We start from the raw sequence: 21,610 nt of genomic DNA, 5'->3' as shown, positions 1-21,610 counted from the left end.
ATGATGAAAAAAGGTTTAATGCTGCTCACTTTTATTGCCGCGTGTATGAGCTCCGCGGTGCAGGCTGATGATGCAGCAATCAAAGCAACGCTGAATAAACTGGGCATGAGTCAGGCTGATATTCAGCCCACTCCGGTCACCGGTCTGAGCGCGGTTTCCACCAGCGGCGGCGTAATTTACATCACTGATGACGGAAAACACGTATTGCAGGGGCCGATGTATGACGTCAGCGGGGCTCAGCCTGTCAACGTGACCAACAAAACGCTGGTGAAAAAGCTGGATGCGTTGAAAAACGAAATGATCATCTACAAAGCTAAAAACGAAAAACACGTGATCACAGTGTTTACCGACATCACCTGCGGTTACTGCCACAAATTGCATCAGCAGATGCAAGGCTATAACGATCTTGGTATTACCGTGCGTTATCTGGCGTTCCCGCGTCAGGGGCTGGATTCTAAAACTGAGAAAGACATGCAGTCGATCTGGTGCACCGGTGACCGTAATACCACCTTTGATGCGGCAATGCGCGGTGATGACATTACTCCGGCAACCTGTAAAACCAGTGATATCGCGAAACATTATGAGCTGGGCGTGCAGTTTGGCGTGACCGGTACGCCGGCGATCGTGCTGGAAGATGGTTCTCTGATCCCGGGTTATCAGCCGCCAAAAGAACTGGCTGCCGCGCTCGACAAGCGTGCTCTTTCACATAAAACCGGTGGCTGATTTTTCGTGACCCTTAAGACTCAACTTCGCCGCCGTGAGGCCGCGACCGGCGTGGAACTTCCCGCTGAACTCTCCCCGTTATTACGCCGGTTATACCTCTCGCGTGGCGTGAAAGACAGCCAGGAACTGGAGCGCAGCGTGCGTGGCATGCTGCCTTATCAGCAACTTGATGGCATCGATGATGCGGTCAGGCTGTTGCAAAAAGCCCTGACGGAGCGGCTGCGCATTATTATCGTCGGCGATTTCGACGCCGATGGTGCCACCAGCACCGCGCTGGCGCTGCTTTCCCTACGCAGTATGGGCTGCGGCAATCTCGATTTTCTGGTGCCAAACCGTTTCGAAGACGGTTACGGCCTCAGCCCGGAAGTGGTGGAGCAGGCTGCGGCGCGCGGCGCTGAGCTGATTTTGACCGTGGATAACGGCATCTCTTCTCATGCAGGCGTTACGCTTGCCCACGAGAAGGGCATTCAGGTGCTGGTCACCGATCACCACCTGCCGGGCGATACCTTGCCGGATGCCGAAGCGATCATTAACCCGAATCTGCACGGATGCGCGTTTCCTTCCAAATCGCTGGCGGGTGTCGGTGTGGCGTTTTATCTGATGCTGGCGCTGCGCAGTGCGTTACGCGACAGCGGCTGGTTCGAGAAAACCGGCCTGACGCCGCCCAATCTGGCGGAACATCTGGATCTGGTGGCGCTCGGTACCGTGGCAGACGTGGTGCCGCTCGATGCCAATAACCGCATCATGGTGTATCAGGGGTTGAACCGCATCCGTGCGGGCAAATGTCGCCCCGGCATCCGCGCGTTGCTGGAAGTGGCCGGTCGTGAAGCACGCACGCTGGGGGCGAGTGATTTAGGTTTTGCTCTGGGGCCACGGCTTAACGCCGCCGGGCGTCTTGACGATATGTCAGTGGGTGTGGCGTTGCTGCTCACCGAAGATATCGGCCAGGCACGCGCGCTGGCGAGTGATTTAGATGCGCTCAACCAGACCCGTCGCGAAATAGAGCAGGGCATGCAGGTGGAAGCGCTGGCGCTGTGCGACAAACTGGAGCAGGGCACCGAGGCGTTGCCGTACGGGCTGGCGATGTACCACCCTGAATGGCATCAGGGCGTGGTCGGTATTCTGGCATCACGCCTGAAAGAACGTTTTAACCGCCCGGTGATTGCGTTTGCGCCGGCAGGTGAAGGTATTCTGAAAGGCTCAGGCCGTTCGATTGCCGGTTTGCATATGCGCGATGCGCTGGAACGCCTTGATACCCTCAATCCGGGTCTGATGATGAAATTCGGCGGGCACGCGATGGCCGCAGGCTTATCGCTGGAAGAGAGCAAATTCGACGAGTTTCGTGACAAATTCGCCGAACTGGTCGGCGAATGGCTGGATCCTTCGCATCTGGAAGGCGTGGTGTGGTCCGATGGCGAACTGGCCGCGCAGGAACTGACGCTGGATACCGCTGAAATGCTGCGTGACGGCGGCCCCTGGGGGCAGTCATTCCCTGAACCGACGTTCGACGGCACTTTCCGAATCCTGCAACAAAAGCTTCTGAAAGAGCGTCATCTGAAACTGATGATTGAACCCCTCGGCGGCGGCCCGCTGCTTGACGGCATTGCGTTTAACATCGATCCGACCTTCTGGCCCGACAGCAGCATCCGTGAAGTGCAACTGGCATACCGGCTGGATATCAACGAATTCCGTGGAAATCGCAGCGTTCAGTTGATCATTCAACATTTGTGGCCGAAATAAGCCTTTTGCGTACGGAATAAACCCTGCAAAAAAACGGCTCGTTGCTATAAAAAGACCGCTAATTCCGTTAGAATCGGCGGTTCGAATGGCATTGGGCCAACTCCGAATCTAACGTAAGACGCGAAAAAATTATGTTTGAAATTAATCCGGTTAAAAACCGCATTCAGGACCTGTCCGAACGGACAGTCGTTCTTCGGGGGTATCTTTGACTATGATGCCAAGAAAGAACGCCTCGAAGAAGTAAACGCCGAGCTGGAACAGCCGGACGTCTGGAACGAACCTGAACGCGCACAGGCGCTGGGTAAAGAACGTTCCGCTCTGGAAGCTATCGTGGAAACCATCGATGAGTTGTTGCAGGGCGCGGAAGACGTGACCGGCCTGCTCGAACTGGCTGTTGAAGCCGACGATGAAGACACCTTCAACGAAACGGTTGCCGAACTCGATGTACTGACCGCCAAACTGGAGCAGCTGGAATTCCGCCGCATGTTCTCCGGTGAATACGACAGCGCAAGTTGCTACCTCGACATTCAGGCCGGTTCCGGTGGTACGGAAGCGCAGGACTGGGCGAGCATGCTGCTGCGTATGTATTTACGCTGGGCCGAAGCCAAAGGTTTCAAAACGGAAGTGATTGAAGAGTCTGACGGCGAAGTCGCAGGCCTGAAATCCGCCACCATCAAGATCATCGGTGACTATGCGTTTGGCTGGTTGCGTACCGAAACTGGCGTGCATCGCCTGGTACGTAAAAGCCCGTTTGACTCCGGTGGCCGTCGTCATACCTCTTTCAGTTCCGCGTTTGTTTATCCGGAAGTGGACGATGACATTGCTATCGAAATCAACCCGGCCGACCTGCGTATCGACGTATACCGCGCGTCAGGTGCGGGTGGTCAGCACGTCAACAAAACGGAATCTGCGGTACGTATTACCCACCTTCCGACCAACATTGTGACCCAGTGTCAGAACGACCGCTCCCAGCATAAAAACAAAGATCAGGCCATGAAGCAGATGAAAGCGAAGCTTTATGAGTATGAGATGCAGAAGAAAAATGCGGATAAACAGCAGCTGGAAGACAACAAGTCTGACATCGGCTGGGGCAGCCAGATTCGTTCTTACGTGCTGGATGATGCTCGTATCAAAGATTTGCGTACAGGCGTCGAAACACGAAATACGCAGGCCGTGTTGGATGGCGACCTGGATAAATTCATCGAAGCCAGTTTGAAAGCCGGGTTATAAGGAATCAACATGTCTGAACAACAATCGCCTGCTCAACAGCAGCCAACAGAAAACGTACCCGATCTTAACAACGAGCTTAAGGCGCGTCGTGAGAAGCTGGCTTTGCTGCGCGAATCCGGCAATGCGTTCCCTAACGATTTCCGTCGTGACAGCATCTCCGATGAACTGCACGCGAAATACGGCGAAAAGACCAACGAAGAGCTGGAAGCCTTAGACATCAGCGTTACCGTCGGTGGCCGTATGATGACCCGTCGCATCATGGGCAAGGCATCTTTCGTGACCCTGCAAGATGTGGGTGGCCGTATTCAGCTTTACGTTGCGCGTGACGATCTGGCAGAAGGCATCTACAACGAACAGTTCAAGAAATGGGATCTGGGCGATATCCTGGGTGCGACCGGTAAGCTGTTCAAAACCAAGACCGGCGAACTGTCGATCCACTGTTCTGAACTGCGTCTGCTGACCAAAGCACTGCGTCCGCTGCCGGACAAATTCCACGGCTTACAGGATCAGGAAGCGCGTTACCGTCAGCGTTATCTCGACCTGATCGCCAACGATGATTCCCGTAAAACCTTCAAGATCCGTTCTCAGATCATGTCGGGAATCCGCAGCTTCATGGTGGAAAACGGCTTCATGGAAGTCGAAACCCCGATGATGCAGGTGATCCCTGGCGGTGCAGCGGCACGTCCGTTCATCACGCACCACAATGCACTCGATATCGACATGTACCTGCGTATCGCGCCGGAACTGTATCTGAAACGTCTGGTGGTGGGTGGCTTCGATCGCGTATTCGAAATCAACCGTAACTTCCGTAACGAAGGCGTTTCTCCGCGTCACAACCCAGAGTTCACCATGATGGAACTCTACATGGCGTACGCGGATTACAAAGATCTGATCGTTCTGACCGAATCCCTGTTCCGCACGCTGACCGAATCGGTTCTGGGCAGCAGCGTTGTGCAGTACGGCGAGCAGACTTTCGATTTCGGCAAGCCGTTCGCCAAGCTGACCATGCGTGAAGCGATCTGCAAATACCGTCCGGAAACCAACGTTGCCGATCTCGACGATCTGGCTAAAGCGACCGCTATCGCAGAATCTATCGGTATCAAAATCGAGAAGAGCTGGGGTCTGGGCCGTATCGTGACTGAGATCTTCGAAGAAACCGCAGAAGCGCAGCTGATCCAGCCAACCTTCATTACCGAGTACCCGGCAGAAGTTTCTCCGCTGGCGCGCCGTAATGACGACAACCCTGAAATCACTGACCGTTTCGAATTCTTCATCGGTGGCCGTGAAATCGGTAACGGTTTCTCCGAGCTGAACGATGCTGAAGACCAGGCACAGCGCTTTGCTGACCAGGTTTCTGCGAAAGATGCAGGCGACGACGAAGCGATGTTCTTCGACGAAGACTACGTGACAGCGCTGGAACACGGCCTGCCACCGACGGCCGGTTTGGGTATTGGTATCGACCGTATGGTTATGCTGTTCACCAACAGCCACACCATCCGCGACGTTATCCTGTTCCCGGCAATGCGCCCGCAGACACAGAAATAAGTTTCCTCAGAAACAACAAAAGGGCGCTCCGGCGCCCTTTTTTATGTTGCAGATCACGCCACACGCTAACTGCTTAAAACTCCAGCGCTTATCCGCAATCACGCCTTGCTCCGCCGCTGTAACCGGTTATAATGCCCCTCGCACACCGATGCGGGTGTAGTTCAATGGTAGAACGGCAGCTTCCCAAGCTGCATACGAGGGTTCGATTCCCTTCACCCGCTCCAGAATCATTTCCCAGACCTTCCGTAATCATCCAAAAAAACCAATAAAATCAAATGTATTATCCATCTTATTGTCCGCTTGCGTCCGAGCACATCCCTTGAAAGCCAGTATTTGATGTGTATAGTTTTTCTATACACATGGATTCCTATACACAATGCCCCTGACAGAACTACAAATCAAAAAGGCCAGGCCCACAGAAAAGCCTTACACCCTGAGCGATGGCCTGGGTTTATCCCTTCTTGTTGAGCCCAACGGCAGTAAAGCTTGGCGTTTTCGCTATCGTTTTGACGGTAAACCCAAGATGCTGTCATTAGGAACCTATGAGCACATTTCCCTGGCTGATGCGCGACAAAGGCGTGATGAATCTCGTCGACTGGTTGCATCAGGTGTTAATCCAAGCACATTGAGGAAAGAGCAGAAAGCCGCAAAAACTCTTTCAGCAACTAACACCTTTGAAGCGATTACCCGTCAATGGTATGAGCATCGTTATGACCGTTGGCCGGCATCATACCGAACTGAAGTGGTCAACCATAACAGCATGGTATTAGTTAGGTTTTAGGGAATGACAGCGCAACTTTATACTCATCACAAGTAAAGCCTTCTTCAGCAGGGTTATGTGGCGTCCTTTCGGTTGACCAGTACCGTAACGAGGGTTCTTCTTTTTCGATGGATTGACGAACATCAGTAGTTAAACTGCCAGACATATGAACGACCTGATCAACTTTAGACCAACCATCAGAGACTTCCTTGATACTGTTACCTGCCACTGTCGCGATAGCTACTGCATGATTTATGTGTGGTGATTTCACATGTCATTTCCCTAAATCTCTTTTATCTATTAAATTAAAATTATTATTATAATCCTTAATATAGAACTGTGTTCCACCACCAAGCCCTAACGAAGGGTTTTCCCGCACAATACCTGACGGAATAGTTATATCATTTGTCACTTCATACACGCCCATTTGAGGTCGATAGCCGAACTCTGGATGAGGTGAAACCTGCAAACTCTGAAACAGTGACTCCCGACCAAAATTGGCATTTAGTAGCGTTTGTTCTGTTGTGTAATACACTGATTGACGAGGTATACCGCAGTAAACTTTATTGCCTGTCGGTAAGGTTGCCATACTCCATTCGTCTGCGGCGTACCCCCACTGCAATTGATCGGATTTAGCAGAATGGATAGCAAAATTAAATGACTCACGGGCTTTCTCGCTGAGAGCAATATTATCTTTCACATAGTCAGCTAATGAGTTAGTTCACTTCGATGCCTGTTCTGTTACAGAGCTACTTTTCCCTGCCGGGAATGCTTTCGCTGGTACCACTATCCGGCTTTACCACCGGGCAGAAGCTTGAGGTGATCACGCAACCGGGTCAACTGATCATCTGGCTGACGACTGAAGAGTAACTAACTGACGTATAGAGTAAAATCCCGCCAATAAGGGCGGGGTTTGTTTTAGTTAGACAATTCGATTTGATCTAAAACTCTACTGATCTTCCCTAAGAGATTTGCTACAGACTCTTTAGAAGAACCAATTCGGGTATCAAACTCCTGAACATCAATGCCATTACAGATTTCATTAAGCGCGGCATTCAATACCAATAATTCAGATTCATTTAATGTTACTACGGCACCACGCCCTTCTAGTTTTACTAATTCCATAAAATCACCTTAAATTATCGTAGTATGCTCTGCCATTGGTTGGCCTGAATGCAGTCCCACCATCTGCCGAGTTAGGGTTACGGATAACAGCTGCACCTGATGATTCATCCCAATATGCTGTACGACCACCACTGAAGTTTTTGCTTGAGGTTGGGTCCCTAACTACTTTTTCTATATGGGCAGCAAATTGTTCTTTAGTTGAGATCCCTAATTCCTTGAACTCACCCTGTTCAATGACATGTTTATCGAATGCATGACCATTAGATATTTCCTCACCTGCTAACTCAGAGTTTAGGTCTTTCCCACTAGTTGAACTGTGAGCATCATTATTTTGACCAGTCTCACTATTCCGAGCCTTCTCTTCATCCTCAGGTCCCCAGCCGCCCGGCGTTCCTGAACCTGTTCCACCAACCTCTGCTTTCTCCGCATCAGTCAGATCCTTCGCCACATTCGGATCGCGGGATTTCGCTGCCTCATTACGCCCGTCAACGATTGACTGGCCGTCAGTAATTGGCGGTGTATCTTCCTCGGTTCCTGACCCTTTCAGAGCTTTATCCAGCTCCGATGCCATCTTATTGTTGGCGTCCTGAACCACTTTATCGCCAGTGCTCAATGGCAGCCCCGGAACGGGTACTGGAACTGGCCCTGGTAATAAAAGGCTGTTGTTTTCGAGCGCGTTCTTCCCAGCCTGCGCTCCCGCAACAGCATCCGCCGAACTGTCGCCCGTCAACCCGCCAGCAAGGCCCGCCGCCAGCGTCGACAACGAGGAGATAGTTTGCCGCTGCTCTTCGGTTAAGTCTTCACGCTTAATATTCGGGTAAAGCTGCTGCGCGATAAATTCACTGACGTGGCCCCAGCGAGCAACTGCGTTACCAGTTTGAGACGATTTCACAGATGCCGCAGCATGAACAGGATGTGATCCGTGAGTTGCTGGATGCGATGATTATCAAGAACCAGGTCGCCGGGGCGATGGCCCGAGTATCGCAGACAACGAAAGAAGAGAGTTAATACTAACGCGGGGCTGACGTGCTCGAACACCTCAGCCCCGCTAACCATAAGCAACTAAACAGGAGTTGATCATGACTGAGCGCGAGCTTACCGCAGAACCCGCCACACCCCAAGCACGCCGTTACACCGTCGGTTATTGCCCCAACAGCGGCAGACCCAACCCGCTGCCGAAACTGACCCTCAAGGGGCGCTGGCTGGGCGAACTGGGGTTTAATGCCGCTCAGCCGGTGACCATCACCGCACAGGACGGCGTGTTGATTATCCGGGCCGAGATGGCAGTGTGGTAGGGGCAAGATAAAGGCACCCCGGCACTGACCGGGGTGATTTGACGACTACGGGTTATCAGGGGGAGCGGTGGGATCTTTTTTATTTTTACGGGCGTTGTATTCGTCGATTTTGTTGAAGACGAAAGCCCCCAAAGTAATGCTGCATCCAGCGACCAGACTCATTTTTAAGTTTTTAATTACACTATCAGCAGGTAAATAAAATTCTCTTAAGTGCATAAAACCTATAAATATCCTTATTGCCAACCCTAATAAAAAAAAGCATCCAGTAAAATATAAAAACAAGAGAGCATAAGATTTAAATGTGAATTTTTTATTCATCATTGCTTATCCTTTTTATCTTTTAACATTTCCTTGGATGCATCATTGACCGTTTCAAAAGTAAAAGCTGCGCTAATGTCATATATGAATCCAGGAAGTTCTTTACCAATAAGTTTATCCACACCCATAGGTACATATTTCCCAACGCCCCCGCCAAACAACGATCCCGCTATCGCCCCACGCTGCGCCGATAAATCTGGCCCGTCTGTCATAAATGCACCGCCCATATTGATGAGCGTGTTTCCACCAATCTTATATCCCGGTGCCAGATAGCCCGCACCTGCCGCCACTGCCGCTCCGTAAGCCTGATTATTGATATCGTGAGATGTCGGCACTTTACCCGGATTGGCTTTCTACCAGTCTTCTTTGGCGGTCTGAAGCTGTTCTGGCGTGACGCCTTTCATCTTGTCGTTTGCCGCTTTGGTCGCTTCTATCTGCCCCTGCGTCCTGGCGATATCCATCACCTGACTCCCTATCTCCCCAATCTTTTGCGCTTCCTGCAACCGCTCCTGCTCTTTCTCTTTATCTAAGATCGGTTCCCGGAACTCACCTTTACCGGTAGCGCCTTAGCCCGCAGCAGTTTTACGGCAGGTACAGGAGTTGCCTTGCAACATAAATACCCTGCTCTGTATATCACTGTAGTTCACGACAACGCCACCTTGGAAGGTCTCTATGAAGCCAGTCAGCATAACCCCGCATTGGGCGCTGACTGGGTACAAGACGACGGCCAACTGGTGATTAGCGGCGACTGGCTGACAGAGATTGGCATTACCGAGGCGGTACACGTTGATGTCGCTACCGCGCCGGGGATCATCATTATACGGCGACGAAGGAACGGTATTTTAAGGACATAAAAGTAATAATCCGGGCTCGAAGGCCGGGATTTTCAGTTTCCAACAGATCATTTATCAGGGTCTGATGGTGGCTTTTTACGAGCATTGTATTCGTCTATTTTGTTGAAGATGAATGCGGCTAAAGTGACAGCAAAACTAGCTACAACAGCCATCTTCAATCCAATAACGACTTGATGCCAATCATAAGCAAATTCACCAATGGCCCATAGAGATATAAGAGCAACGATAGTTCTATATCCAATGCCAAGTACCGAGAAAAATGCCATTGAGTATATAAGCAACATTAAATAATTGACTTTTTTTATTATGGCCATCATTTATCCTCAATCTTTTTTATTAACGTTTTAGTAGCATCATTTCCATATTCAAAAATATATGAACCACTGATATCATAAGCAAAGCTTGGTAATTCGGTTCCAAATTTACCCACTAAAACTGGCGCATACTTCCCAAAGTATCCCCCGGCCAGCGATCCCGCTATAGCGCCGCCTTGTGCCGACAAATCTGGTCCATCCGTCATAAATGCACCGCTCATATTAATCAGGGTATTACCTCCAATCTTGTAGCCTGGTGCCAGATAACCTGCACCCGCTGCGACTGCCGCACTGTAATAACTAAACTCACTGTCAGGTGTCATATTTATATACTGGAACGCCGAGTTAGCCCCTCCACCAATAACCGCACCGGTAATACCTTTCCCAATCACTACCGTTGGCCCAAGATAGAACGCACCCGCCATAAAGACGCCATCGACATAACCATCAACAATGGCTTTCGCGATATTTGCGCCTTCCGGTAAATCACCTTGCGCCAGTTTGTTTAATCCGGCCTGAGTTTGCTCAGGGGTCAGATTATTGTCTACAGCGTACTGGTTCCAAGAGGTTGCCGCCTGACCGTAATCCATCATCCCAGGCGGCAATGAGAGATTATTGTTCTCAGACGAGTTCTTCCCAGCCTGCGCCCCCGCTACAGCATCCGCCGAACTGTCGCCCGTCAACCCGCCCGCAAGGCCCGCCGCCAGCGTCGACAACGAGGAGATAGTTTGCCGCTGCTCTTCCGTTAAATCTTCACGCTTGATATTCGGATAAAGCTGCTGCGCGATAAATTCACCCACGGCCGCACCGGATGCGCCCGCTAACGCGCCGTTGCCGTTGATTTGCGCAACTACCGCGCCGACGACGGCGTGCGCCATCAGGTTGGCTTCTTTGTTCACCTGACCAGTCACTGGATCGGTGGTCATATTATGGATCACTTCAGCAAGATAAGGCGCACTCCCGCCCGCAATGGCTTTCGCCATATCGCCACCCGCCAGACCCTGTACCGCCGCCGTCGCCGCCTGGAGTCCCTGCTGGATGGCGCTACCGGTGCCGTATTTCGCCATTTCGGCTTTGTAGACATCGGTCTTGCGCAGCTCGTCAGCGGACATTTCAGGATGAGTTTTTTTCGCCTCGCTCAGTCCGTTCAGGTCCCCCTGCGTCCTGGCGATATCCATCACCTGCGTACCGATTTCCCCAATCTTTTGCGCTTCCTGCAACCGCTGCTGCTCTTTCTCTTTGTCGAAGATAGGGGAGAGGGTCTGGTTGGCGTGCTCGACGTCGCGGCTCAGGTCGTTCAGGTCCTGAGTCTGGTTGTCTTTGTCACGGACAATAATGGTGCCACCGGAGATAGCGGATTTGGTGGTCGAACTGTCGCTGCCGCTGCCGTTGACGCCCACCAGCAGGCCGTTGGCCATGTTGCCTGCGAACTGGCCGCCGATGTTGCCACCGGTGCTGACGCCCACGCTCTGGTGCTCGACTTCATACTCGGCGCTGTTTTTGATATCACTGAACCCCAGCGTGCCGGTGTCGAGTTTATTCAGGCTGGCATCCCCGGTCGAGCCGATAACCGCGCCGTTAAGCTGGGTGTGCTCGCCGACGGTGATGTCAAAGCCGCCTTTGCCGGCAAAAATCCCCGTCTGCTCCTGCACGCTCTCGTAGGTGCTGTGCATCTTATCTTTGCTCAGATTCACCGAGGCGCTGCCGCCGCCCATACTGATACTGCCGCCGGCGCTGGCATTTTGCTGCTTCGAGTCGTAGTTGTCGGTGTCCTGTTCGCTGGTGAGGGTCAGGTTACGGGCCACATCCATCGTCACTTTTTCACCGCTGACCTGTGCACCGGTCAGCGTGGTGTCGCGGCCGCTGACAATGTTCAGGTTGTTTCCGGCGTTGACGGTGGTCTCGGTATGGCTGGTGCCGTTGCCGGTTTCACTGCCTTTGCCTTTATTGGCGCTGGCGTTGATGGATAACCCGTTCGCGCCCTGACCGAAATTGAATCCGACGCCCATCGAACCGCCGTGGCTCTCGTTCGAACCGTCGAGTACTGAAGTATTGACGCCCGACCACAGATTCACGTCGCGGTTAGCTATCAGTCCGATGTCTTTACCGGCCTGCAACTGGCTGCCCTGAATGTTAATGTCGGTGCCGGTCGCCCGAATATTCAGGTTATTGCCCGCCGTCACCGTGCTGCCCTGGCTCTGGTTATTGGTCTGGGTCTGCGTGGATTTCGACGACTGGCTGCCGTAGGAGAGATTGACGCCTATCATGCTGCCTTCGCTGCCGTCCGCTTCAGCCAGAGATTTACCCTGATACGCCTGCGCGCCGCTGAGCGCCGCCTTCATGCCATCAAGGGCCGCGAGCCTGTCGCTGCTTTGCTTGCTGGCGTCGTTGGCGCCCGAGACCGCCGTGTTAATCGCGCTGCCGACCGTGCCGGACAGGGCCAGCGTTAGCCCGCTCTGCTTTTGCTCCACGGTGTGCGTCTGCGAACTCTGGTTATCTGCCGCCAGAATGTTCACTTCGCTGCCGCTCAGATTGATGTCCTTCGCGGCCAGCACGTCCGAACCTTTGACCGTCAGGTTGTTGCCCGCACTCAGCGTGGTGTTGCCGTTGACGCTGCCCACCGTGCTGCCGGCACTGTAATGCGTGACGCCGTCGTCGGTGGTTTTCAGGCTCTGCTGACCGTAGCTGAAACCAATGCCGCCGGTGCCGGAGAGGCCGGTATTCTTCTCCTGATATTGATGGTTCTCCTGACGCGTTTCATCAGCGGTGGTGACGGTCAGGTTGTTGCCCGCCGCCAGCGTGACATCGTGAGTGCCCGCCACGCTGCTGCCTTGCACTAACAGGTCATGCCCGGCCTGCATCGTCACCTTATCGCCGCCGAAATTGCTGCCGATTGCGCTCTGGCTTTGCACTTCGTCATGCGTGGTAATGGTCTGGCCCGACACTATCCCTTTGCTGCTTTGGCGGCTGTTCTCGGTGACATGGTAGCTGTCGTTGCCGCTGGTCAGGTTGATATCATGGCCTGCGGTTGCCGTGAGGGCGTCTGTGGCATTGACCGTCGCCGCGCGGGCGTTGAGGTCGTGGCCCGCCTGCAAAGCAATGGCGCCAGTGCCATTAATCTGCGTGCCGACATCGGTGCTCTGCGTCACGCTGCGGTCATTGCCTTTGCCCCAACTGCCGTTTTCGCTGTGGGCGGTGGTCAGGGTGTTGAGATTGATATCGTTACCGGCAATCAGCGTGGTCTGGCTGTTTTTACCGGCATTGCTGATGTCGGTCGCCGTCAGGTTCAGGTTATTGATGGCCTGAAGGCCCAGTTGGCCGTTGTCGTTTTGCACATAGATGCCTGCCACCCGGTCAAGGTAGCGGTTGGCGTCGGTGCCGCGCAGTGTGCTGCTGCTGGTCAGGTCGCGTCCGGCGATAGCCACCAGGCTGTCTTTGGCCTGTAAGGTGCCGCCGAGGTTAGTCAGGTCGGTACGCGCCATCAGATTGACCCGGTCGCCGCTGATTAAGCCGCTGTTGGTCAGATTATCCGCCGTCAGCTGGGTCACTTCACGTCCGGCGATGGTGCCGCTGTTGGTCAGGTCATGGCCGACACTCAGGGCGACCTGCTTACCGGCGAGCAGGGCGCCGCTGCCGTCCATATCCCCTTGTTGCACTTTGGCATACAGCTGCGGCACCAGTACCTGCTCGGTGCTGCCATCCGGCAACGTCACCGTCTGTGCGACCAGCCACACCATGTCGCCGGTCAGTAACGCCATCTGCACCGGGCTCAGTGCTACACCGAGCGTCAGGTGGTACTGCTGACCAAAGGCGATGCCGTTGTCCATCAGCGCTTTGAACTGATCTTCATCGTTGCCATAACCGTCCAGATAACGCTGACCGGTGAGGCTGATAATCTGCTGACGTATCAGCTGCTGCTCGTAGTAGCCGTCTCCCAGGCGTTTCAGCACGTTGTCATTGTTGGTGGTAAAGGCGTTCTGCATATAGTCACTGCCCAGCCACTTCTTCTGGTTAGTGAAGCGCGGATCGGTCTCTACCAGATACGACGCCGTGCTCTCCGGGTGCAGCTGGAACAGGCTGTTATCTGGCAGTCGGGTATTCGGGCTGACCATGCGGATAACCGGAGTTATCCCGTTCACCGTCGGTAAATCGACGTGGAAAGTCTGACCGGCCGGCAGCACCAGCGGAGTGTCGAGCGGGATAATACCCGGTTGCCATAGTCCCCCGGCGCTATCCTGTGAGCGAAGCGTGGCCGCATCGATATTGCTCAGCCCGCGCGTATCACCGGCGCCTGCGATATCACCGGTCAGGGCAGTGGTATTGCGACCGGCAATGGGGGTGCCGCCGCCGCTGACATTGGTATTGCCCTGATAGGCCAAGGTTTTCAGGTCGATGGTCTGTATCACCGGGGCAGGGGCATAATTGCTTTTATCCTTGCCCTGTGAGGTGGTGGTGCCACCGAAGCTGTGTTTGGTCTTCTTGGCATACCAGCGGGTCTGAGTACCGATGTCAGTAGTGATTTTCTCACCCTGAGTGGCGACGTTATTCAGATAGCCAATCACACCGGAGAGCAATCCGCCTGCGACGATGCGGCTGTCGAGGTTATTGACCGTATTGCTGTTAATAGCCAGATTACCGCCCGCGATGATCTGCCCCGGATCACTCTCGATAACCTGGGTCTCGGTCACCGTGCGGTCATACTGGTATTCATAGAAGGTGTTACCGCTGGTGCCGTCCGGCATGATGGCCTTGTGTACGCCGTATTTGTTACTGGTAGAGGTATTGATGTCGGCCCAGTCAAAGCGGTTCGGCGAACTGGAAAGGGCAGCTTCATGGTGCGCCGATTTTTCGGTGATAACCGTAGCGGTCACCAGATGGTCATTGACGTTGTTAATCTGGGCAATGTTCAGCCACATGTCCCCGGCGGATTCCACCGTCGAACTGTGGTTATTGAGTATTCCGGCCTGACCGGTAGCGTTAAGGTTATCGTCCAGCGCACCGCCAATCGCCAGCGAATCCGCGCTGTAAATCAGCCCGTGGTCGAGGTTGTTGATGGTCTGCGCACCGATATCCAGCTGTTCGCGGGCAGCAATAGTGGCCGCCGTGCCGCTTTCGGCCAGGTTATTCAGGGTGTCACTCTTAATCGCGATATGGTCGCCGTAAATCCGCCCGCTGCCGATATTGGTCAGCGTCGCGGCGTCGATATGGGTCAACCCGCCGTCGATCAGCCCGCGGTTGATCAGGTCGTTATCAACAGAGAGGTGAGTTGCCCCAGCGCTAATTTCCGCCGGAGCGTTATTGGTCAGTTGGCTGGCATGCATATCCAGCACACCACCGGCTTTTATCAGGCTGTTATTGGTGAGTTGCTGGTTAAGGGTGAAGGTCAAATCGCCATTGGCAACCACCTGGCCCTGATTAACGAAATTCTGATTGAGTGCAAGTTGCATATCTCCTTGCGACAGCACATTGCCGTCGCCGGTCAGAGAATCCGCCATCAGGTCAAACACGTTACCGGCAATCAGCGTGCCGCCGGTGTTGGTCAGTGCCAGCCCGTTACCACTGATGTTTAACCGGTTGCCGGAGGAGGCCAGACCGCCGGTGTTATCCAGTGAGCCGGTAGTCACTACCAGCGCATCATCACTGCGCATCACGCCCTGATTGTTATCGACCGCTGCGGCGCTGATGTGCACCGACTGACCTTCAATCCCTTCATCCGTACCTTGCGTCTGACGGTTAATCAGCTGGACGCTGTTGATGACCACGCCGGCGCCGGAGCGGATAAGCCCGGACAGGTTGGTGAGGGTGGCATTCCAGGCATTGAGCGTCAGTGCACCCACCGCCTGCAACTGCCCGCGGCTATTATTCAGCTCACCACTGTCAATGTGTAAACTGTCGCCCGAGAGCATCAGCCCGTTCTGGTTATCCAGTAACTGGCCCTGTGTATTGATACTCAGGCTTTCACGACTTTGCAACTGGCCACTCTGATTAAGCAGCGCCCCGGTCAGCAGTTGCAGAGTATTGCCAGCGCTTATCAGCCCGTTGTTCTGGTTATCCAGTTGCTGCCCGTGGGTGTCCAGCGCCAGAGTTTGCCCGGCCTGTAAGGTGCCCTGTTGGTTGGTCAGCGCGGCGGTGGATAAGGTCAGATCCAGACGGCTGCCGAGCAGGCCGTTCTGGTTGATAAACTCACCGCTGGTGATAGCCGCCTGGGCATTGCTGGCAATAAAGCCCTGCGTATTGTCGAACTGGCCGGTGGTCAGTGTCAGATTGCCCTGGCTGCTGATACCGCCGCTCTCGCCGCTGTAAGTATTGTTGAGCGACTGCCCGTGAGTATCGAGACTCATTGCTCCCTGCGACTGCATCAGGCCGCCGGTGTTATTGACGGCCTGCGTCAGCAGGGTGAGGTCGCCGCCGCTGGCCAGTTTGCCGTTCTGATTATTGAGCGTCTGTGTGCTGATATTGGCCGATTGCTGGCTAACGATAACGCCTGACTGGTTATCGACATCACCTGCATTTAGCGTCAGGTCGCCCAGACTGAACAGGCCGCCGGTCTGGCCGCTCGCGGTGTTAGTCAGGCGCTGGCCCTGAGTATCGAGCGTCAGCGACTGGCCGGATTGTATCAGGCCCGCGGTGTTGTCAAAGGCCTGCGTAGTCAGCGAAAGATTGCCCTGTTGGCTGCCGAGTATGCCGTGCTGGTTATTGACCTGCGCCAGTGTCAGGGCGCTGTTCTGGTTGCCCATCAGCACGCCGGACTGGTTATCAAGATGACCCGCGCGCACCGTCAGTGTGCCCTGACTGAGAATGCCACCCCGATCGCCGCTGTTGCGGTTGCTGATGGCCTCGCCATGGGTGTCGATGGTGAGCGCCGCCGCTGACTGCAACAATCCGCCATCGTTGTTGATTGCGCCGCTGTCGAGAGTTAGCGCGCCACGACTGGCAAAGGTGCCAGAAAGGTTATTGAGCGTATCGGCATGAAGGGTGGCGGTGACAGCCTGCCCGAGAATAAAACCGTTTTGGTTATTCAGGTTGCCGGTAGTGAGCATCATCGCCCCCTGGCTAAGAATACCGCCCGCGTCGCCGCTGTCAGTATTGGTCAGGGTCTGGCCCTGCGTATTGAGTGCCAGCGTATCGCCGGACTGTACCAGCCCGGTCTGATTGTTCAGCGCCTGCGAGGTCAGGGTTAAGGCACCCTGACTTATCAGCTGGCCTTGCTGATTATTCAGCGCGGCGGTCGACAACTGGCTGGTGCTTCCACCGACCAGTACGCCTGAACTGTTGTCCAGTGCGCCACTGCTGATCAGCAGGTTCCCCTGGCTGAGTATGCCGCCATTATCCCCGCTGTTGCGGTTGCTTAACGCCGCGCCGTGCGTATTGAGGGAGAGGGCGCCCCCGGATTGCAACAGGCCGCCGTCATTGTTCAGGCTGCCGCTTTGTATCGCAAGCTGACTTGTGGCCGCAAACACGCCCTGCAGATTATTGATCGCCTGCGTACCGGTATTCACCGCGAGGTTCCCGCCCGCGACCTGGCCCTGCTGGTTGTTCAACCCGCCCTTGCTGGTCAGGCTAAAGGTGCTGTCGGCGGCGGCCAGCAGTTTTCCCTGCGCGTTAGTGACCTGCGCGGCCTGCACCGCCAGCGCGCCATTGCTGGCCATACTGCCGCCGCTGTTATCCAGTGCGCCCGTCACCGTGACTGTCATCGCGCCGAGGCCGCTTTGCGCCAGGCTACCGGCACGGTTGGAGAGCGTTCCCGCATTGACCGTGATTTGTCCGGCCTGGGTGCTGGCGTTGTCCAGCGTCAGCGTATTCGCGCGTAAATTGAGCGCGCCGTTGCTGGTCAGGGTGCCCTGAGCATCGTTAAACTGCCCGGCGTCGAGGGTCAGTTGCCCGTCACCCGCGTGCAGTATCTGCCCCTGAGTGTTGTCGAAAATGTCGGTGTTAAAGGTCAGGTTGACGCTGTTGCTGGCAATCGTCCCGCCGCTGTTATCGATACTGGCCTGATGCGACAGTGTCAGGTCGCTGGTGCCCAGTTGCTGGACGGTGCCTTGCCGATTGACCAGCTGGCGAGCCGTCAGGTTGAGTTTATCGCCCGCCAGTTTGCCGCCAGTGTTATTTAACTGACCGGGCGTCGTCAGGCTGAGCGTTTGCGTCGCCGACACGCTGGCGCGGGCGGTGGAAAGGTCGCCAGCGGATGCCGTAACCTGGATATGTTGGCCAGAAGTCTGGCTGTCGCTCAGGTCGATCGCCGTACCCTGAATATTCAGTTGCCCCGGAGCCAGATTCTGCCCGCGGGCGCTTAACATCCCCTGACTGCTGAGAGTTAAATCCCCGGTGCTGCCAAACTGGCCCTGATCATTCATGCCCGCGGCCAAAACGCTCTGCTGGCTGGCATTAATGGACGCCGCACTGACGCGGGTCTGACTGGCGCTGGCAATAATGCCGCTGTGGGTCAACGCGCCGGAGGCGGCTACCGTGGCGTTGCCAGCGGCGTACATATTGCCGCTGTTTTGGATATCCCCCTGAGCGGTGACCGCCAAATCCTGCGCGCTGTTGATCGTGCCGCTGTTCTCAATACGACCCTCAGCGGTCACCACCACGCTGCCTGCCGAGGTGCCGATATTGCCTGCGTTGCGCACGCCAACGCCGCCTTGTGTACCTATCAGGCGGATTTTACCGGCGTACATGCCGCCAAGCTGCGAAACGTCAATGGCCAGTGCCGGGCGCGTACTGCCATCGGCTGCGCTGGCGCGGATGCTTTGATGGTCGGCATCAACGTGATTACGTCCGGCAGTGACTTTCAGGTCATTGGCCCAAATTCCGGCGTTGATATTGACCGCGCGGGCAATCAAGTCGGTACTGTCCTGCCTGCTGCTGTCCATGCCCCGGCCCTGCACGGTGATATTGCCCTGGCCGATGTCATAACCGGTGATTTGCCCGTTATTGAGCTGCGTCTGTCCGGTGGTCAGCGTGGCGCGATTGGCGTTGATAAACCCACAGCCGTCACAGGTGATGCCAGACGGGTTGGCAATCACCACCTGGGCTTTTTTACCCGCCACTTCGATATAGCCATTTAGCTGGCTGGGGTTGCGTGAATTGACTTCGTTGAGAATAACGGTGGCTTCTTTTTTGGCCAGCCACGGGTTGCCGGTGACCATGCCGCCCAACTGGGTGGAAGTATTGTTGTGCGAGTTATTGAGAATAACGCCCTGTTTATCCACATCGAACTGGCTGAATTTATTGTGTGAAACCCCGCCTGCACCAGGCGTCTGAATATTGACCTGCGGGGTGCCATTGGCGCTGCCGATAACAGTCGGCTGCTGGTTACCCGGCGCACTGCCGTCGGCAACGATTCCCGCCTGTACGTTCAGACTGACGCAACCCAGCGCCAGTAACAGGCTAAAACTCAGGCTGGAGAGGCGGCTGATACGCTGGCAGGTGCGCTGATTAGGCACAGCCTCGCGTGCGCCTCCCCCGTTATGGGCTTTGGCGATTTCGGCCACCACCATCAACAGGCCGCGTGTTTTATTAAAAATAATCCGATAGAGATGCTTGTTCATGGCAGCTTCCTTGCTAACAAAGGGTCCACAACAATCTGTGGGGTGTGGGTCATGTTTCAGTACTGCCAGTTCAGGTTAAAGCCCAGCGACACCGGGTCGGTGGCGAAACCGTCCGGTTTGGACAGCGGAATACCGGCGAACAGGTCGTAATTAACGCCCAATAACGCGCCGCGGGTGCCTATTGCGCCACCGGCCAGGTGGTTACCCACCAGATATTCGCTGCCGTGACCACTGACGGCGCCGTAATCCACGCCAAGATAGAGTTGCTGATTTGGCAGCGGCGTCTGCCAGGCCAGTTCGTTACGCACCGTCCAGCCGTTGTCGGCGTTGAGCGTGCGTTCGCCGTCAAAGCCCCGCACCGTCCAGCGGCTGCCAATGGCAAACTGGTCCTGTGGTGTCAGCGGGGTGTTACTCATCTGCCGCTGGTATTGCACGTTGTACTGGAACTGTTGTGACGCTAAGGCAAAAGGCAAATTGAGCTGGGCATTCATCTGAATGATTTTGCTCAGCGCCGTTGCATCTCCGTAAGACTCTTCCGGTGCTGGCATCGCACCAAACCAGCGGGTGCCGCGCTGATAACTTATCCCTGCATCCAGCGTGGCATCGGCAATATAGTGGCGGTGTTGCAGGCCGACTTTCCAGGCTGACGTGCGACGGCGCTGGGCATCGATTTCTGTGTCATTGATGAAGTTCTTCGATTCACGCGCCAGCACGTCATAGGTGAAGGTGGTTTTCTGGCTACCGCTGCGGTGCAGCACACGGCTGAGCTGAAAATCAAGATTCTCGCTGTCGCCGCTGTAGCGATAATCACTAGTGAGGCCCGCCACGGTCTGGTAATAACTGTTGCTGCTGGCGGTCATGCTGGCAGCCCAATAACCAAACGGCAGGGAGTACTGGCCGGTGTAGTTATGGGTGTTTTTGTCACTGTGCGGTTGCAATGCGGTGCCCGCTGACAGATACAGGGTATCGCTCAGGCTCAGCAGGTTATCGCCATATGCCGTCACGCCACCCTGATAGCGGCCAGTACTGCGGGTGCCGGAGTCATCCAGCGATGCCCCGACCCGCCATAAGCGCGACTGGTTCCATTTCAGCGCAATATCGCTTTCCCCAGGTTTATTGCCCGGTACGATTTCCATGCTGGCCTGCACGGTTGGCACGCGCTGCAGGTTTTCCAGCCCCTGTTCGATATCACGTAAATCCAGCAGGTTGCCGTCATGGGCCGGGAAGGCGCTGTAGAGGGTGACGTGGTGATCACTGTCGGGCGCAAGCTTGACCTGGCGGATGATGCCGGGCACCAGCGTCAGCATCAGGTTGCCGGATTTGAGATCCTGCTGCGGCGCCAGCACGCGGCTGGTGACATAACCGTGATCCACCAGGCGGTTTTGCAGCGTACTCATCACCAGATTGATGCCTTTCCCCCCGAGGCAGTGACCGACTGCCTGATCGGCAATCGGCTGTAAAGGCAGCCAGTGCGGGAAAGCGCTGCGGTTTTGCAGCTCAATGTGGTGGATCGGGAAGCACGGAGTTTCCTGCGGGAACTGCAATTTGCCAAAAGAGGAAGACGGCGGCGACAGACGCACGTCCGGCGTTGGCGGTGCCAGAGCGGCTTCACGGGCCCGCTGGTTTTCCTGCTGATGGATCAGTTCCTGCCCAGGCTGAGGTAAATCAGCGGCATAGGAAAAAGGTGTCAAAAATAATATTAACGCGATCCATTGGCCGCGATTATTTATTATTGTTATAGAATTCAAGGTAGTCCTTACCGCCCTTTAAAATAAAGGGGATTGTTACAAGTCCATTTGAACGGGGATAAGTTGTTGATGGGAAAATAATATTCATTCAGGAATATATTCCTGAATGAATATTATTTAATTCCCTTTCTTACAACGCATAACCTGAATGCAACATTCTCTACACAAGCCATCGCTGTGCCATTGTTCCGTTGCAACAGGTTAAAACCTCAAAGGTCCCGAGGTTGAGCCAGGGTATCGGCCAAATAATTTTGGGAGAGTGTACTCAAAAATAAAATAAGTAGAAGAGGGTAGCGTGATTTTTTTAGAAATTAGAGAAAGAAGAAGCGTTATATAATGTCCGATTAGGAAAGAGGGGGGGGTATTTATAGGATAATTAGTAGGTGAAGGGGGTTATATCGCGGGAG

At 54.7% G+C, this 21,610-nt stretch carries 15 protein-coding genes, 1 tRNA gene and 2 pseudogenes; 9 read left to right on the top strand and 9 right to left on the bottom strand.

Annotated features, from left to right (window positions below):
* Positions 1–3: 3 nt before the first annotated feature.
* The 6 genes from dsbC (at position 4) to ACQZQY_RS22170 (ending at position 6,019) form a co-directional block, all read left to right on the top strand.
* Positions 4–723, top strand: a complete 720-nt coding sequence (gene dsbC / locus ACQZQY_RS22195; protein ID WP_056781954.1) for a bifunctional protein-disulfide isomerase/oxidoreductase DsbC — start codon at positions 4–6, stop codon at positions 721–723.
* Between the two features lie 6 nt (positions 724–729).
* A complete protein-coding gene (gene recJ / locus ACQZQY_RS22190; protein WP_136376782.1) occupies positions 730–2,463 on the top strand; it encodes a single-stranded-DNA-specific exonuclease RecJ in 1,734 nt (577 codons plus the stop codon).
* A gap of 131 nt (positions 2,464–2,594) precedes the next feature.
* A protein-coding gene (gene prfB / locus ACQZQY_RS22185; protein WP_122097049.1) for a peptide chain release factor 2 occupies positions 2,595–3,693 on the top strand; the annotation gives its coding sequence in 2 pieces (ribosomal slippage) (positions 2,595–2,669 and positions 2,671–3,693; 1,098 coding nt in all).
* Positions 3,694–3,702: 9 nt separating this feature from the next.
* Entirely contained in the window at positions 3,703–5,238 is a 1,536-nt protein-coding gene (gene lysS / locus ACQZQY_RS22180; RefSeq protein ID WP_056781950.1) for a lysine--tRNA ligase, read from the top strand.
* A gap of 150 nt (positions 5,239–5,388) precedes the next feature.
* Positions 5,389–5,462: transfer RNA gene (locus tag ACQZQY_RS22175), tRNA-Gly, on the top strand.
* A 152-nt stretch (positions 5,463–5,614) separates the two neighbouring features.
* The gene (locus ACQZQY_RS22170) at positions 5,615–6,019 is read left to right on the top strand and encodes a tyrosine-type recombinase/integrase (RefSeq protein WP_431296428.1); all 405 of its coding nucleotides are present in this window, start codon (positions 5,615–5,617) and stop codon (positions 6,017–6,019) included.
* Here ACQZQY_RS22170 and ACQZQY_RS22165 read toward each other — a convergent pair.
* Both ACQZQY_RS22165 and ACQZQY_RS22160 read right to left on the bottom strand, forming a co-directional pair.
* Positions 6,009–6,269, bottom strand: a complete 261-nt coding sequence (locus tag ACQZQY_RS22165) for a hypothetical protein (RefSeq protein WP_156362061.1) — start codon at positions 6,267–6,269, stop codon at positions 6,009–6,011. The genes ACQZQY_RS22170 and ACQZQY_RS22165 overlap by 11 nt on opposite strands.
* A 3-nt stretch (positions 6,270–6,272) precedes the next feature.
* Positions 6,273–6,698: a hypothetical protein gene (locus ACQZQY_RS22160; protein ID WP_431296427.1), complete on the bottom strand. Its 426-nt coding sequence runs from the start codon at positions 6,696–6,698 to the stop codon at positions 6,273–6,275.
* A 29-nt stretch (positions 6,699–6,727) separates the two neighbouring features.
* On the opposite strand from ACQZQY_RS22160, the gene ACQZQY_RS22155 reads away from it, so the two are divergent.
* On the top strand, positions 6,728–6,868 hold the full coding sequence (locus tag ACQZQY_RS22155) for a hypothetical protein (protein ID WP_431296426.1): 141 nt from the start codon (positions 6,728–6,730) through the stop codon (positions 6,866–6,868).
* A gap of 48 nt (positions 6,869–6,916) precedes the next feature.
* On the opposite strand, the gene ACQZQY_RS22150 is transcribed toward ACQZQY_RS22155, so the two are convergent.
* Positions 6,917–7,123: a hypothetical protein gene (locus ACQZQY_RS22150; protein WP_056781947.1), complete on the bottom strand. Its 207-nt coding sequence runs from the start codon at positions 7,121–7,123 to the stop codon at positions 6,917–6,919.
* A gap of 655 nt (positions 7,124–7,778) precedes the next feature.
* Positions 7,779–7,922: pseudogene (locus ACQZQY_RS22145) on the bottom strand (VENN motif pre-toxin domain-containing protein); the annotation flags it as partial.
* A gap of 280 nt (positions 7,923–8,202) precedes the next feature.
* Here ACQZQY_RS22145 and ACQZQY_RS22140 point away from each other — a divergent pair.
* The gene (locus ACQZQY_RS22140; RefSeq protein ID WP_431296425.1) at positions 8,203–8,418 is read left to right on the top strand and encodes a SymE family type I addiction module toxin; all 216 of its coding nucleotides are present in this window, start codon (positions 8,203–8,205) and stop codon (positions 8,416–8,418) included.
* A 45-nt stretch (positions 8,419–8,463) separates the two neighbouring features.
* Here the strand turns inward: ACQZQY_RS22140 and ACQZQY_RS22135 are convergent, their stop codons facing one another.
* Both ACQZQY_RS22135 and ACQZQY_RS22130 read right to left on the bottom strand, forming a co-directional pair.
* Positions 8,464–8,739, bottom strand: a complete 276-nt coding sequence (locus tag ACQZQY_RS22135; RefSeq protein WP_431296424.1) for a hypothetical protein — start codon at positions 8,737–8,739, stop codon at positions 8,464–8,466.
* Positions 8,736–9,272: pseudogene (locus ACQZQY_RS22130) on the bottom strand (hypothetical protein); the annotation flags it as partial. The pseudogene ACQZQY_RS22130 and the gene ACQZQY_RS22135, both read right to left, overlap by 4 nt.
* Positions 9,273–9,341: 69 nt before the next feature.
* Between ACQZQY_RS22130 and ACQZQY_RS22125 the strand changes: the two are divergent.
* Positions 9,342–9,590, top strand: a complete 249-nt coding sequence (locus tag ACQZQY_RS22125; RefSeq protein ID WP_431296423.1) for a hypothetical protein — start codon at positions 9,342–9,344, stop codon at positions 9,588–9,590.
* 47 nt (positions 9,591–9,637) lie between these two features.
* Here the strand turns inward: ACQZQY_RS22125 and ACQZQY_RS22120 are convergent, their stop codons facing one another.
* The 3 genes from ACQZQY_RS22120 to ACQZQY_RS22110 are packed head-to-tail and all read right to left on the bottom strand — an operon-like array spanning position 9,638 to position 21,146.
* Positions 9,638–9,904, bottom strand: a complete 267-nt coding sequence (locus ACQZQY_RS22120; protein WP_056780309.1) for a hypothetical protein — start codon at positions 9,902–9,904, stop codon at positions 9,638–9,640.
* Complete coding sequence (locus tag ACQZQY_RS22115) at positions 9,904–19,455, bottom strand: hemagglutinin repeat-containing protein (protein ID WP_431296422.1); 9,552 nt, start codon at positions 19,453–19,455, stop codon at positions 9,904–9,906. Before ACQZQY_RS22115 ends, ACQZQY_RS22120 begins: the two co-directional genes overlap by 1 nt.
* Positions 19,456–19,511: 56 nt before the next feature.
* Positions 19,512–21,146 carry a ShlB/FhaC/HecB family hemolysin secretion/activation protein gene (locus tag ACQZQY_RS22110; protein ID WP_431296421.1) on the bottom strand — a complete coding sequence of 545 codons (1,635 nt, stop codon included), beginning with the start codon at positions 21,144–21,146 and terminating at the stop codon, positions 19,512–19,514.
* Between the last annotated feature and the right edge of the window lie 464 nt (positions 21,147–21,610).

The organism is Rahnella sp. PAMC25559, from assembly GCF_050632365.1.
Lineage (GTDB): Bacteria > Pseudomonadota > Gammaproteobacteria > Enterobacterales > Enterobacteriaceae > Rahnella > Rahnella rivi.
The sequence above is the reverse complement of the archived record's forward strand: the minus strand, read 5'-3'. Positions and strand labels throughout refer to the sequence as shown.

Coding starts and splice junctions, on each gene's coding strand:
- dsbC (WP_056781954.1), top strand. CDS start 4: ATGAAAAAAGGTTTAATGCTGCTCACTTTTATTGCCGCGTGTATGAGC.
- lysS (WP_056781950.1), top strand. CDS start 3,703: ATGTCTGAACAACAATCGCCTGCTCAACAGCAGCCAACAGAAAACGTA.
- ACQZQY_RS22170 (WP_431296428.1), top strand. CDS start 5,615: ATGCCCCTGACAGAACTACAAATCAAAAAGGCCAGGCCCACAGAAAAG.
- ACQZQY_RS22155 (WP_431296426.1), top strand. CDS start 6,728: ATGCCTGTTCTGTTACAGAGCTACTTTTCCCTGCCGGGAATGCTTTCG.
- ACQZQY_RS22150 (WP_056781947.1), bottom strand. CDS start 7,123: ATGGAATTAGTAAAACTAGAAGGGCGTGGTGCCGTAGTAACATTAAAT.
- ACQZQY_RS22140 (WP_431296425.1), top strand. CDS start 8,203: ATGACTGAGCGCGAGCTTACCGCAGAACCCGCCACACCCCAAGCACGC.
- ACQZQY_RS22135 (WP_431296424.1), bottom strand. CDS start 8,739: ATGATGAATAAAAAATTCACATTTAAATCTTATGCTCTCTTGTTTTTA.
- ACQZQY_RS22120 (WP_056780309.1), bottom strand. CDS start 9,904: ATGGCCATAATAAAAAAAGTCAATTATTTAATGTTGCTTATATACTCA.
- ACQZQY_RS22115 (WP_431296422.1), bottom strand. CDS start 19,455: ATGAACAAGCATCTCTATCGGATTATTTTTAATAAAACACGCGGCCTG.